This is a genomic window from Pseudomonas fulva NBRC 16637 = DSM 17717, assembly GCF_000730565.1.
Classification (GTDB): Bacteria; Pseudomonadota; Gammaproteobacteria; order Pseudomonadales; family Pseudomonadaceae; genus Aquipseudomonas; species Aquipseudomonas fulva.
Map to the genome: position 1 here is coordinate 184983 of NZ_BBIQ01000004.1, position 13605 is coordinate 198587.

Sequence of the window (13605 nt, forward strand, 5' to 3'; positions counted from 1 at the left end):
CGGCGGATCACCGCTCGCGCATGAAGAAACCGGCCACGAACTTGCGGAAGGTTTCAGGGCTCTTGAAGTCGGCATACCGTTTGAAGTTCTCGGTATCCGGCTCGGGCCCGATGGGTTGTTCGAGCAGCGAAATGGACAGTACACGGTCTTGGTCGGACGTCATCACCAGTTCATCCATGAGCTGCCCGCCGACCACCGGGCGGCGCATCTGCACCTTGACGCCCTTGCTGGCCATCCAGTCCACCAGCGATACCAATGCCTTGAGCGGTTCGCGCTCTTCATCGCGATAGACCGGAAACAGATGGCCGCGCGACAGCACCGGTACGCTGGCCACGTGGATCAGTTCATAGAAGTGACTGCCGGGAGTCGTAGGCGAATAGAGTGCCAGCGTCAGCAACGGGCCGCAGGTGCGCTGACCACCCCAGTACAGATGATGGCCCTGGAAATCGAAACCCTCTTCACTGCGGTAGTGAAAGACCTTGCGGCCCTTGATCTGGTCGATGCAGTCGAGCAGTAGTCCATGACGACGATGGTTGCCAAAGATCGTTGCTTCACGCAGACGGGCCTTGAGCATCATCATGTGCTTCATGTCCAGGCGCGTTTCCAGGTAGTTGCTGGCCGGCACCCGTTCCACCAGCGGATAGCGACTGGCCACGGCGCGCAGTTGAGCGAATTGCCCGGTCAGGTCTTGCTTCAAATGCGTGGCGTAGAGGTTGAGGCCGCTGGTCTCGATCCACGTCAACAACAAGGCCAGCAAACGCTGTTGTTCGCGGCGCTCGCCTGGCTCGTTGGTGCTTGCGCTTGCCCCCGTGCGGAAGTCGCCGATCAGCCGCAGCGGTGTGTCGGGAGGCAGCCAGGCCACCGGCTGAACAGGTGCCTGAGCACGCTCGGCCGCTTCCTGATCATCCTTGGTGAAGGGGCAGCCCGGCGCATGTTCGGCCGTGCCTGGGTTGTTCTTGAGAAACAACGTACCGGTGTTGCCATTGAGGGTGACATTGAGCACAGGCAGGGCGTCGGTGCGGCAGTCGCAGGCCAGCCATTGATTGGCGTTGCGCACCTTCATCAGCATCTGGTTGGCCTGCAGCAGGCGGGGCCCGGTCAAGCCGCCGGTGGCAAATTCCACCAGCAGCGCGTCTTCGGCGGGCGTCAGGCTGCGCACCTGGGCGGCGGTCTTGTCGATGATACGCATTGAGCGGCTCCGTGCTATGAGCTTCAAGCTTCCAGCAAAGCGGTGCCGCTTTCAACCGTCAGAAGATGTAGTCGGTAGTCAGGAAACTCGACCGTCGATTACGGATGATGTCACTGAACAAGGCCTTGTTGTCGTCCTGGAAGCGCGTGGCCACCAGGGTGCGTATGGAAAAGACCCGCAGGGCATCGTGCACCGACAGGGTGCCCTCGGCGCTGTTTTTGCGGCCATTGAACGGATAGGTGTCCGGGCCTCGCTGGCATTGGGTGTTGATGTTGATGCGACCGACCTGGTTGGCGAAGATGTCGATCAGGCTGCCGACGGTGGCAGGGTCGCTGCCGAACAGGCTCAACTGCTGGCCATAGTCCGAGTCCAGGACGTAGTCGATGACCGTCTGCAGATCGCGGTAGGGGACGATCGGCACGACTGGCCCGAACTGTTCTTCCTGGTACACGCGCATCTGCGCCGACACCGGATACAACAGGGCGGGGTAGAAGAACGAACCCCGGCTGCGGCCCCCGTGCTCGTTGATCACCCGTGCTCCCTTGGCGGTCGCATCGTGCACCAGGCCGTCGAGGTAATCGATCTTCCCGGGTTCGGGCAGCGGTGTCAGGGCGACGCCTGGCTCCCAGGGCATGCCCGGCTTGAGGGTGGCGAGCTTGCGCGTGAACTTGTCCAGAAATGCATCGGCCACATCTTCATGGACGAACAGAATCTTGAGCGCCGTGCAACGCTGGCCGTTGAACGACAGGGCGCCCGTCAGAGCCTGGTCGACGGCGTTGTCCAAGTCGACCTGAGGCAACACAATGCCGGGGTTCTTCGCGTCCAGGCCCAGTGCCGCGCGCAGCCGATGTGGTCGTGGGTGCAGCTTTTTGAGGTCGCTGGCAGCCTTGTGGGTGCCGATGAAGGCGAAGACGTCGATCTTGCCGCTGGCCATCACTGCGCTGACTGTCTCACGCCCCTTGCCGTAGATGACATTGATGACACCGGGCGGGAAGCTGTCGCGGAAGGCTTCGAGCAGCGGGCGGATCAGCAAAACGCCGAACTTGGCGGGCTTGAACACCACGGTGTTGCCCATGATCAAGGCCGGTATCAGGGTGGTGAAGGTTTCGTTGAGAGGGTAGTTGTACGGGCCCATGCACAGCGCCACGCCCAACGGCGCGCGGCGTATCTGGCCCAGGGTGCCCTGTTCGAGTTCGAAGCGGCTGGAGCGTCTGTCCAGGTCCTTGAGGGCATTGATGGTTTCGGTGATGTAGTCGCAGGTGCGGTCGAATTCCTTTTCCGAATCCGCGAGGTTCTTGCCGATTTCCCACATCAGGAGCTTGACCACGGCCTGGCGCTGCTCGCGCATGCGTGCCAGGAAGGCCTCCACATGGCCGATGCGCTCTGCCACGCGCATGTTCGGCCATGCACCGCGCCCCTTGTCATAAGCTTGAACCGCAGCATCCAGTGCGGTCATGGCCGTGTCGGCGTCCAGCAGCGGTGCGTGGCCCAGCACCACCTGTTGCTCCTGGCCGTTGTCCTTTAGCCAAATGGGGCTACGGACTGTGGCCAACGGCCCGTCCCAATGGCGCAGTTCACCGCCCACGAGGTAGTCACGTTGTTCAAGGGGAGCCCCCAGTTGCCACGCTGGAGGTACGTCGGCGGCGTTGGGGTAAAGGTTGTCGAGCAAGGATTCCATGAAACTGCACCTCACAGTGGCCGGGAAGGGTTTAGCACAGTGAAACGGTTCAGCGACGAGCATGCGCCTGAGGCGACCAGAATACCAGCGCACAGCAAGCGCTTGAGCAGTGCGCCGGTCGCCCGGCGCCTGATCAGGGTGTCACAGCTCGAGCTCGAACAATCTCTCTGCTGGTTGTTCCAACAGGGCCTGCCGGTCTGGCCCTGCGTTATCGATCACAGACAGCCGTCGCCAGAACTCCCGGCGCGCTCGTTCGGGGTAGGTGAGGAAAGGATCGTCGTCCAGCAGCGCCCTGAGGTCGCGCCGATATTGCAATGGCAAGCGGCGCCACAGGCTGTATTCATGCGGGCCTGCAAGTTCGAAGAATTCAGTGTAGTCGCCCTCGTTCACTAACAGATCCACGTCATGAATCTCATTGTACGTTTCGATCTGACTCAGTATCGGCTCTGCCAGCCAACTGCTTTCCATGGACAGGGTGTCAGCTACGGGAATGGGCAAAGTGAAGTCCTCGGGTAACTGCACGAACTGGTTGTTCGTCAGGTCAACGGCGAGCGGCTCCGTTAATTGCGCCAACCCCTGTGGCAACTCGGTCAGCGAGCATCCCGACAGGAACAGCGATCTGATGTCGGGATGCAGGCGCAGATCGGGCGCGACGAGCAGCGGGTTTTCACTCAGATCAAGTACGGCTAGGCCGGGGTATCGTTGCAGGGTAATTTGATCCGTAGGGTCCCAGGTAATCCGGTTGCGGTCCACATCCAGCCAGCGCAGGCGCTGACCGAAGGCCAGGCGAGGCAGGTGGTCGAAGCGGCAATCGCTGAGCAGTAACCGCGTGAGGTTCGGGAGTCGCTGGTGGAAGACCGCAGGCAGTTGGCTGAGTGCGGGGTTGCCGCACAACGTCAGGTGCTCGATGTGATGGAAGTCATCCCTCAGTGGCAAGCTGGCCAAGTCATCATGAGTCAGGCCCAGCCCGGAGAGATCGAGGCTGTACAGACAACCGCCGCCATCGAGTACCGTGCACGAAACCCGTCGCCAGGCATTGATGATGGGCTGCACGGCAAGGTGGCGTTGATGTGGGCGCTGGGGGTTGGGGGCGGCCCACTGGGCCAGATCACGACGCAAGTTCTCTAGGCGCGCTTGTAGGTCGCGCAAGCGTTGGGTGGGTGAGCGCATGTCATGCAGGTTGTCCTCGTCTTCCCCTTCATTGAGCCAGTCGGCAAATTCTGCGTCGGTCGCAGTGGGGTAGAGACGCCGATAGGCCGCGCTCAACGAGGTGGTCTGGCGTGGCGCTGCCGGCAGCGGTTCGAGCGGCTTTCCACCCCGCAACCAACCCCGTGTTACCAGGCGTTGGCTGCGTTGCCCATAGAGCCTGGGGGCGAGCGTGGCGCGGTTTGCCCTGACCCAGGTCATCACCCGACGGCGAAGGTGGACGCCGTCAGGGTGCTCGATACCCAGCAGGTCGCGACGGGCGCGGGGCAGTGCCTGTTCGATGGCGCGGCAAAGATCGATACTCACCACGCCGGGCGCAGGACGCTCTCCCAAGAAAGCTTCATAGCCTTGGCTTGATTTGATCACACGAATGAGCTGACCTGTGCCGGTATGAGCGAGGGTGGGACCGTCAGGGTTGCCGGCACGCAGTTCCAGACGTATGTCAGCTTGCCAGTCCGACATGGCCTCCAGTGCGCTGAATAGCAGGCGCTCGGTCTCAGCGTTGGCGAGCGCCGGCTGCACCAGGCCCTCCAGCGCCCGAACCAGAGGTAACTCGCTATGCACCTGTTCTACCGATTGTCGAATCCTGGCAGGCAGTGTTCCTTCTTGCTCCCAGGTCAACGCTTGGGCGGCCTCCAGCCGGCCCAGCAGTTGCCTGGCCAAAGGCGGCGTGAGACGCGGGTAGGTGGTAAGCAAGCGGTCCACGCCGGGATCGTGCGGCATGCTTGGGCTGTAGCGCTGCTCGAACCACTGCGGCGCGCCTTGTACATCCATCGAAGGGCGTTCGGCGATTATGCGCAGACGCTGTAGAACGTCCAACAGCAGCGGCGGCGCCGGTTGCCCGCGAAGGTGCAGGTCTCGCAGGTTGTCGGCGTCGATGCCAGTCACATCGCACGCTTGCTGGATTTGCTCAGCTGTAAAGGCCTCGAACGGCTCACCCAGGCGCTCTACCAGCGTTACCAGCGGCCACTCGCCTAGCGGCTCGTGCTGGGCGCGCCAAGCGCCTTCACCGTTGTGCTCAAGGGGGGGCTGCCAGGCATCTGGCCGCTCGGGGTGAACAATTTGCCAGCGCGACAGTGAAGGGTCCAGCCGTTGCTCATAGAGGTGTCCGTCCATCTTGATGAAGTATCGGCCATCATGCAGATACTGGCCCTGCGCATTGGGCCGCAACTGCGTTGGCAGCACTTCCTTGGAACGGTAAGGGGCCAAGTCCTGGTTCCAGAGCCTGAATGTGCCGTCGCTGCCGCGCACCTCTTGCAGCGTCGTACCGGACAGTTTGCCGAACAATCGTGGCAACGCGTGTCCGGCTGCGGCGAAACCGCCCAGCAAAGCAAGGTTTATCCCAACCGACTCGATGTGCTCGAGCGCCAGGTGACGATCCCCGGCTTCCCAGGCTTCATACCCTTCGAAAGCTTCGCCCAGGAGCTGGCAGGCAGTGACGGCCAACATGAAAGTGCCCACCCCAGGTACGAAAAAGCTGGCGATGTTGAGCAGGTCCCAGCCGCGACTTTCCCACGTCGCCAGACGTTGGGCTCTGGCGCTGGCGTCGAACTGTGCAGTAGGAACGGCGAGCAAACTGGCTTCGTGCTGCAAACGTGTCCAGTGCCGGACGTAGCAGTCGCTGAACGGGTCTCCCTCGATGGGCTGACGAGCCGGGCGCAGGTCTGCGTCCAAGGCACGCTCCCAGGGTTTGTCGGCCGGAGTGTTGCCAGCCGCGTCGAGGTTTTGCTGCAACAGATCGAAGAAATGTTCGCGTTGATCTTGGGCTACATACCCTGTGAACGCTTCACGTGCTGCAGGCTCGAGCAACAGGATGGCCAGCGCTTCATGCACGGCTGCCAGGTCCTTGCAGCTGCGCAATGCAGGCTCGTGGTTGGGCAGGTACACGCCTAGGCCGTTCTGCCCCAGGTCGATCAGCATGACTTCGTAAAGATCGGTCCCGAACAAGCTCAGCCGCCAGCACGTCAAAGGCTCTCCCTGCAGCAGGCGGTCAAGGTCATCGCGAGCGCTGCCGCTGATCAAGTGCCTGAGCACAGCCAAGTCTGCCGCCATCTGCAGACGCGCTTTGAACACCTGCAACATGTGCGCTTTTACGGCCGGGCTGTCGAAATAGCCTTGAAGATGACCATGGTAGGCACTTCCCAAATCAAGCGCTCGCGTCAGGGTGGCGAAAGCGGCCGGCGTGAGGGGCAAGGGTGTTACTTGGTAACGCTCCGAGTCGATGGGAAATTGTGCAGCCGGCTCTTGCATACCAATCGGCGCCGTGCCCGTCACCGTGATGGGCGTTATGTGAATATCCTTGCTCAGGGCGATTGCACTCTGGGAAGAGAACACTTCATCCTCCGCAAAGTTCTGCAATGCAGCCCTTACGATGTTTTCCCGTTGGTGGCTAAACACATAGCGCAGGCCGACCCATCGCCAAGTTTGCTCGACGCGCAGCAACTCGCAGGCGTTGACGTCCACATCTAACCCCTGACGCTGCAAGCACTGCTGTAGTGCACGTTCGGCGAGTTCTGCCACTTGCTCAAGGCCGCGCATCGCCCGACCTAGCGCTGCCTGCGCGCTGATCAATCTTCGATGACTGGCGGCAACGGTTTCCCTCAGATCCGGAGGGGCATTGCAGAACCAGTCTTGCGTTTGCCAAGTGGGGTGTTGAGTGTGCTTGAGGGCCTGCCATTGGTGCGCGGTGGCCCGTGCAGCCCAATGAGGCAAAGTCACAGGTGAAACTGAGTTGCTTTCAGACATGTGGTGCGAGCTCCTTGTATTGAGGCGCTATCACACGTCATGGGTGACTGATGCGGTGGTGCTGGGTTATTACCCAGGCGCTATGACTCATAGCCTGGCCCAATCGAGGCCAGGCGGCGCCGTGGATTATTGGCGCCATAAAACATATGGCCTTTATATCGGCTCGCTACTTGCCAAACACTTTGGCAGCACCTTAAATTGTTACTGAATATGAATCTTAAAGTAATGCAATGCTCAATTAATCAATAGGTTAGTCGTGCCTGGCATTTTATATGTCTGCAAGAACGCAAAACTTTCAGTGGACGTTGAACCTGATGAAACAGACGCTCTCGGCAGTGGCTCGTCGCTCACTGTCACCTTCTCAGCGCTATCGGTTAAGGCATTTGGCAAGCCAGGCGCGTGAGCTTGCCGCCCGTGCTTGTGTATGGCGTTGGGAAATCAGTCGGTTTCGCCTGCAACACGAAAGTGCCCATGACATCCTTTACGTGGGCCGCAAACAGCAACGCGACATGGCGAAGTTGCTGATGACCGGACTGGCCAGCCCCCCCTCTGCAATGATCAGCCCTGCTGAACCCACCACGCGACGACCTGTGGTGATGGTCAGCGAAGTGCCCACAGCAGGCGCGCTGACGGTGCCTCACTATGTGAGTGCCGTCGTGCCATTGGGGCGCCCCCTTGAGGACATCACCGCGCGCTATGACAGCGAGTTGCGCCGCAGCATTCGCAAACACCGGCCCCTTTATCACATGCGCCAGGCGCTGTCTGACGAAGACATCGAGTCCGCGGACCGGGAGTTTCTGCGCCCTTATGCCACAGCCCGCAAGGGTCTTCTTGCGTCGCAGATACCGACCGATGAAGTCTTCAGAATCGCCAGGCAGGTCGGCAGGCTCGACCTCATCGTCCAGGATGATCAAGTGATCGGTTGTCACCTGGGTTGTGAAGTGGTTCGCGCCGGCAAGCGCTACTGGAGCACGGTGCGTTTCGGCTATTGCGAAGCCGTGTTCTCCGATGCCAAGCGCCTGCGTGAAGTCAACTCGATTACAACTTACATGGCGATGGAGTGGGCGCTTGGGCAGGGCTTCGATTACTACGACATCGGCCTGTGTCTGGCGCGGCCTGACGACGGGCTGTTGAAATGGAAGCGCCGCAGAGGCGGCGACATCGACTCGCTGGGCAACCACGCCCACCTCTTCGTACGCCTGCCTAAATCCGGTATCGCTCATTTTCTCTGGGAGACACCCCTGTTCGCCGTCGAAGGTGACAAGCTGACGCTGCACCTCGGCGTGCCTGACGGTGCGAGCGAACAGGCGCTGGCCAGTCGTTATCACGAAATGGTCTTCGGCGGGCTCAGCAAGATCTACTTGTACGGGGCCACGGGAGCGGGCGATCAGCTGATCGCGGCGCTCAGGCAGCGTTATGCAGGCCTGCCATCAGCGCCGGCGATGGAGATCATCACCTGTACCTGAGTGCGGTCCAGGCAACGCATGGGCCAGGCGGCCACCTTAATCGACAGTTTTGCGGGGAGACGTTCAATGGCAGGTGATAGCTTGCAGCCCAGCACTTTGCCCGCGGCCCTGTCGTCGCGCTCATGGACCCTGGCCGCTTATCAGTACATGGTGCGCAAGCGCCTGCTCAGGCAGCCCTCGCCAGACATCAGGAGCATTGCCGAGCGTTCGTGGGACATTGCGCCGGGCGAGATGTCCATAACCCCGCCCGCGATATTCTTGCCAGGCCAGCTCGAACGCGTCACAGGCTGGGAAGGCAAGCGGTTCTATCCCTTCGTGCACCCGCGCTCGACCATGGAGGGCGGCATCCGCACCGCGCATGGGTCGACCCGCGGCTACCTGTGCAGGGACGTGTGGTTGATCGACGGCGCGTTGTACAAGGGCAGGGCAGCGCAGTGGCTGTCGCACAGGCACAGCGCGTTCCCCCCCCTGAGCGTTGAGCATGAAATCGACCGCGGGGCCATCTACTGCACCCATAACGGCAATGCATGGTTTGGCACCTGGTTGATGGAGGACTGCCCGACCTATGCACTGGCCTGCAACGAGGGCATGCCCGTCACTACCGCGCCCTCTGCAAAGTACCCAATCTTCACCCAGGCCCCTGCCTATGAAGCATGGCTTGGCATGCAGCCGCATCGCCTGCGCACGGCGTTCTTTCGCGAACTGGTGCTGTTCGACGACCAGAGCAACAACCGCGACCGCCACGCCCGCTATCGGGCCATGGGGGACAAGCTTCGGGCGCATGTGGCCCATTGTTCGCACCCGGGTGTATTTCTGCTGCGCGGAGGCGACGGTGATCTGCGCTTGCTGCGCAACGAACTGGCACTGGCTGAGCACTTGCGCGTCACCCGTGGGTTCCGCGTGGTCGATCCGTTGAAAAGCGACGTGCCTTCGATCGTCGCAGCCTGCGCCGGGGCGCATGTAGTCATAGGGGTGGAAGGTAGCCAACTGGTTCACGGTGTGAACGTGCTGGAGGCGGGCGGGTGTCTGCTGACCCTCCAGCCCCCGAACCGCTTCGTCAGCTACTACAAATACCTCACCGACCGCGACCATCAGCATTTCGGGTTCGTGGTTGGCGTGCCCGACGGGGACGGCTTTCGTATCGACATCCAGGAGGTAGAGCGAACGCTGGACCTGTTTCCCTCTCCGGCGGTGTAGTATCGGCCGATTGCATGGGAAGGGGATAAGGCGGCGATGCTTGAGGTATCTCGGTTCTGGCGTGATTCGGCACTGCCTTTCGTCGAGGCGCGAGTGGTCGGAGACGGGCGTCAGGTATGCCATGCCGCTCATTCCCACGAGAGTTTTTCACTCGGGGTAATCACCGGCGGGCGCAGTACTTACGTCAGCGGTCATGACCAGTTCGAGGTGGCGGCCGGCAGCACGGTGTTGATCAACCCGGGTGTGATTCACGCGTGCAATCCTGTCTCGGGTCTGCCGTGGTCGTACATTATGCTGTTCATCGACACGCCATGGTTGGCATCGGTGGGCTTAACCTTGCCGAGGCAACGTTACAGCGCAGCCCCGGGCCTGTACCAGCAAGTGCTATCGGTGTGCGCTGCGCTGTTTGACCCTGATGCGGCTGATCGCGAGCAACGACTTAGAGCGATGCTGTGCGACCTGCCCAGGTTCCTTGGTCAAGAACCGGCGTCAGAGGATGGAATCAACCCACGCCTTGAAGCGGCCGCAGCGTTTATCCGCGCCCATCGAAGCGACCCGCTGACGCTTGGGGACATCGCCACGGCCTGCGGCTTGTCGCGTGCCTACCTGATCCGCGCCTTTGGCAAGCGCTTCGGCTTGACGCCCCACGGTTACCTGCTTGATCAGCGTGTGCAATTGGCCCGCGCGCACTTGCGCCACGGGCAATCGATCGCCGAGGCTGCCCAGTCCGCAGGCTTTGCCGACCAGTCGCACTTGCAGCGGGCATTCAAGCGTCATCTGGCGGCCACCCCCGGGCATTATCGGCAAACCACAGCGTTTAGATGACCAGCCCCAACGCGCTGGCGACCAACAAAGCGGCAAGCGTACGATTCAACAGGCGCAGCGGCCGCGGGCTCTGCAGGTGCTGGCCCGCAACGCTGCCTGCCCAAGCCCAGCAGGCCACGGACACGAAGCATATTGGTGCGTATATCCAGGTAAAGATCCACAGCGCCTGTTGCTCGCCAGCCGTGTAGGCGCCCACCCCGGCCACGGCGGCAAGCCACGCCTTGGGGTTCAACCACTGCATGGTTGCGCCGCACCAGGCTGAAGGGGGTGCGCAGGCATGACCGGCCCCCAGTGCGCCGTCGTCACTGGCGAGTCGCAAGGCCATGTAAAGCAGAAACAGCACCCCACCTGCCTGGAGTACACCCTGTAGCGGCCCCCAATGTCCCAGCAACTGGTGCAGGCCGTTGCCCACCAGGAGCAGGAGCACACAAAAACCGAATGTCGCGCCTGCTGCGTGGCCAAGGCTTGCGCGCAGGCCGTGTCGAACGCCGCTGGCCAGGGCCACCACATTGACTGGCCCAGGCGAAATGGAGGCCGCCAGTGCGAAGGCAGCCATGGACAATGCTAGATTCATGGGAACGTACTCGTGGGTCATTTACCGCACATCATCCAGGCGCAACGTCAGTCAGGTATTGAACAAAAGTGCCTACCTGGTGCTGGGGGAGCGCACCGGCCGTGCACGGGCATAGCTGCTAACGGTTTGTAATAGTTTTGCGCTTACCGAAAAACCTGCTGTGCTTGTAGGATCATCTTCCCTAATTGTTATTCAGGTCACTATGAGCACCTTCGCGGAGCCTCCCAGTCCCCGGCCTTGCTGGCCACATCGTTCAACCCCTTCAATTTTGACGAGTACTCGCTGATGGAATGGCTGGCTGATCCGACGGCCTGGCTAGGCCTGCTCACGCTTATCGTCCTGGAATTGGTGCTGGGTATCGACAACCTGGTATTCATCGCCATCCTGGCAGACAAGCTTCCCCCCCATCAGCGCGACCGCGCGCGCATCATTGGCCTGAGCCTGGCGCTGATCATGCGCCTGGGCCTACTGGCGAGCATCTCCTGGATGGTCACCCTTACGGCGCCGCTGTTCGAGGTGTTCGACAAGAGTTTCTCCGGGCGCGACTTGATCATGCTGTTTGGTGGTGTGTTCCTGCTCTTCAAGGCGACCATGGAATTGCATGAGCGGCTCGAGGGCCATGTTGCCCAGGCCAGCGGGCCCGTTCGTCACGCCGCCTTCTGGCCAATCGTGGCGCAGATTGTGGTACTCGATGCGGTCTTCTCCCTGGATGCGGTGATCACCGCAGTCGGCATGGTCGAACACCTGTCCATCATGATGATCGCGGTGATTTTCTCCATCGGTATCATGATTGTGGCCAGCAAGCCGCTGACCCGGTTCGTCAATGCCCACCCGACGGTCATCATGCTGTGCCTGGGCTTTTTGATGATGATCGGTTTCAGCCTGACCGCAGAAGGCCTGGGCTTCCACATCCCCAAAGGCTATCTGTACGCAGCGATCGGTTTCTCGATTCTGATCGAGCTGTTCAACCAGCTGGCCAGGGCGCGGCGCAAGCGCAGCCTGCAGCAGCATCGACCTTTGCGTGAGCGTACGGCGCATGCGGTGTTGCGCCTGCTGGGCGGTCGTCGCGTCGAAGCTGACGAAGTTGGGGAAGAAATCGCCGACATGCTAGAGGGCAATGGCGAACAGGTGCTGTTCGATCGTCGTGAGCGGATCATGATCAGCGGCGTGCTGAACCTGGCCGAACGCCCGATCCGGACAGTCATGACCGTGCGCTCGGAAGTCGACGTGATCGATCTGGCCCAACCGGCCGACGCCATCACGCGAGCCTTGATCAATTCGCCTTACTCGCGGCTGCCGCTGATCCGTGAGGGTCGGGTGGACGAGCCACTGGGCTTCGTGCACAAGAAGGAGCTGTTCAAGGAGCTGCTGTCGGGCAATCAGCCTGACCTGGAAGGCATGGCCCGGGCACCGTTGAACCTGCTGGACAGTTTCAGCATCCTCAATGCACTCGAACAGATGCGCAGCCAATCCACCCACATTGCTTTCGTGGTCAACGAGTTCGGTGATTTCACGGGTGTGCTGACCATGACCGACATTCTTGAATCCATCGCCGGTGAGCTACCTGACGCCAGTGAAGTGGAGGGGCCTGGGATCATCCAGGATGGGGAGGGCTTCGTCGTCAGCGGCGCAGTGAACCTGGCTCAGGTGCAGGCTCGAACGGGCTTCGCCGCCCGTGCGACCGAGGACTACCAGACCCTGGCGGGCCTGGTGATGAGCTTGCTCGATCGCCTTCCGGTAGTAGGCGATCGTCTTGCCTGGAATGACTGGACGCTGATCGTCGAGGCGGTAGAAGAGCGTCGGGTGCGTCAGGTGCGCCTCAAACAGAACGCCGACGGTGACGCAGCATGTGCTTGAATCCTTCGATGACCAGCACCACCACGGCCCCCCAGATGGGCAGGTAGGTCAGCCATTGGTCTGCACCGATGGTTTCGCCCAACAGCAAGGCTACGCCGACCAGCAAGACAGGCTCGACGTAGCTGAGCAACCCGAACAGGCTGAACGGCAATAGCCTGCTGGCCATGACGTAGGCGATCAACGCAGACGCGCTGATCGCTCCCAGCACGGGAATGAGTACGTAAAGGCCGGGATGGGCCTGCATGTCGGCGCTGGAAAGCGGCCCTTGCACCACGAAGTAGAGGGCCCAAGGCAACAGCAGGCACATGTCGCACCACAGCCCGCCCAGATGATCCGTGCCGCAGCGGCGCCGGAGCACGAAATAAATGGGGTAGCCGACCACCACTACCAAGGTTTCCCAGGCGAAACTGCCATGCTGATACAGTTCATGGCCCACACCAAGCGCCGCACAGCCCACTGCAATTTTCTGCAAGTGCGACAATTGCTCGCCGTAGACCAACCGGCCCGTGAGCACCATGGCCAGGGGCAACATGAAGTACCCCATCGACACTTCCAGACTGCGTCCGTGCAGCGGCGCCCACAGGAACAGCCACAGTTGCACGCCCATCAGCCAGGACGTACCCACCATACCCAGCAGCAGCTGTGGTGTACGCCGGACCCTGCGCAGCAGTTCGCCCACCCTTGCCCAGTCCTTGGACACCAGCATGAACAGGGTCAGGCATGGCAGCGTGAGCAGGGTGCGCCAGCCGAAGATTTCCTCGCCGTCCAGTGGCTTGAGCAGCGATGTATAGAAGTACATCACGGCGAACAGGCAGGACGCCGTGACCGATGTAACAATCCCTTTTGACACAAGTGCCTCGTATGCAGG

The 13605-nt window shown here is 61.3% G+C and carries 9 protein-coding genes; 4 read left to right on the forward strand and 5 right to left on the reverse strand.

What is annotated here, in order from left to right; all coding sequences use genetic code 11:
* Positions 1-7: 7 nt before the first annotated feature.
* The 3 genes from PFU01S_RS06425 to PFU01S_RS06435 all read right to left on the reverse strand — a co-directional run bounded on the left by PFU01S_RS06425 (position 8) and on the right by PFU01S_RS06435 (position 6818).
* Positions 8-1189 carry a DUF8534 domain-containing protein gene (locus tag PFU01S_RS06425; RefSeq protein WP_028687471.1) on the reverse strand — a complete coding sequence of 394 codons (1182 nt, stop codon included), beginning with the start codon at positions 1187-1189 and terminating at the stop codon, positions 8-10.
* Between the two features lie 58 nt (positions 1190-1247).
* A complete protein-coding gene (locus PFU01S_RS06430) occupies positions 1248-2867 on the reverse strand; it encodes an NADP-dependent glyceraldehyde-3-phosphate dehydrogenase (protein WP_028687470.1) in 1620 nt (539 codons plus the stop codon).
* A gap of 141 nt (positions 2868-3008) precedes the next feature.
* Positions 3009-6818, reverse strand: a complete 3810-nt coding sequence (locus PFU01S_RS06435; RefSeq protein ID WP_028687469.1) for a dermonecrotic toxin domain-containing protein — start codon at positions 6816-6818, stop codon at positions 3009-3011.
* A gap of 314 nt (positions 6819-7132) precedes the next feature.
* Between PFU01S_RS06435 and PFU01S_RS06440 the strand changes: the two genes are divergently transcribed.
* From PFU01S_RS06440 to PFU01S_RS06450, 3 genes are all read left to right on the forward strand, one after another.
* Positions 7133-8284, forward strand: a complete 1152-nt coding sequence (locus tag PFU01S_RS06440) for a GNAT family N-acetyltransferase (RefSeq protein ID WP_028687468.1) — start codon at positions 7133-7135, stop codon at positions 8282-8284.
* Positions 8285-8350: 66 nt separating this feature from the next.
* Positions 8351-9481, forward strand: coding sequence for a glycosyltransferase 61 family protein (locus tag PFU01S_RS06445; protein ID WP_028687467.1), 1131 nt, complete (start codon positions 8351-8353; stop codon positions 9479-9481).
* A gap of 36 nt (positions 9482-9517) precedes the next feature.
* Positions 9518-10306, forward strand: a complete 789-nt coding sequence (locus PFU01S_RS06450) for a helix-turn-helix transcriptional regulator (protein WP_028687466.1) — start codon at positions 9518-9520, stop codon at positions 10304-10306.
* On the opposite strand, the gene PFU01S_RS06455 is transcribed toward PFU01S_RS06450, so the two are convergent.
* A complete protein-coding gene (locus PFU01S_RS06455) occupies positions 10299-10880 on the reverse strand; it encodes a LysE family translocator (protein WP_027914926.1) in 582 nt (193 codons plus the stop codon). The genes PFU01S_RS06450 and PFU01S_RS06455 overlap by 8 nt on opposite strands.
* Before the next feature lie 285 nt (positions 10881-11165).
* Here PFU01S_RS06455 and PFU01S_RS06460 point away from each other — a divergent pair, with 285 nt between their 5' ends.
* A complete protein-coding gene (locus PFU01S_RS06460; RefSeq protein WP_028687465.1) occupies positions 11166-12737 on the forward strand; it encodes a TerC family protein in 1572 nt (523 codons plus the stop codon).
* On the opposite strand, the gene rarD is transcribed toward PFU01S_RS06460, so the two are convergent.
* Positions 12700-13587 (reverse strand): EamA family transporter RarD, encoded by an 888-nt coding sequence (rarD, locus tag PFU01S_RS06465; protein WP_027914928.1) that lies wholly within the window; start codon positions 13585-13587, stop codon positions 12700-12702. The two genes, PFU01S_RS06460 and rarD, sit on opposite strands and share 38 nt — an antisense overlap.
* Between the last annotated feature and the right edge of the window lie 18 nt (positions 13588-13605).

What these genes read in the sequence shown, in the direction of transcription:
- PFU01S_RS06455 (WP_027914926.1), bottom strand. Translation starts at nt 10,880, where the DNA reads ATGAATCTAGCATTGTCCATGGCTGCCTTCGCACTGGCGGCCTCCATT.
- PFU01S_RS06425 (WP_028687471.1), bottom strand. Translation starts at nt 1,189, where the DNA reads ATGCGTATCATCGACAAGACCGCCGCCCAGGTGCGCAGCCTGACGCCC.
- PFU01S_RS06430 (WP_028687470.1), bottom strand. Translation starts at nt 2,867, where the DNA reads ATGGAATCCTTGCTCGACAACCTTTACCCCAACGCCGCCGACGTACCT.
- PFU01S_RS06435 (WP_028687469.1), bottom strand. Translation starts at nt 6,818, where the DNA reads ATGTCTGAAAGCAACTCAGTTTCACCTGTGACTTTGCCTCATTGGGCT.
- PFU01S_RS06440 (WP_028687468.1), top strand. Translation starts at nt 7,133, where the DNA reads ATGAAACAGACGCTCTCGGCAGTGGCTCGTCGCTCACTGTCACCTTCT.
- PFU01S_RS06445 (WP_028687467.1), top strand. Translation starts at nt 8,351, where the DNA reads ATGGCAGGTGATAGCTTGCAGCCCAGCACTTTGCCCGCGGCCCTGTCG.
- PFU01S_RS06460 (WP_028687465.1), top strand. Translation starts at nt 11,166, where the DNA reads ATGGAATGGCTGGCTGATCCGACGGCCTGGCTAGGCCTGCTCACGCTT.
- PFU01S_RS06450 (WP_028687466.1), top strand. Translation starts at nt 9,518, where the DNA reads ATGCTTGAGGTATCTCGGTTCTGGCGTGATTCGGCACTGCCTTTCGTC.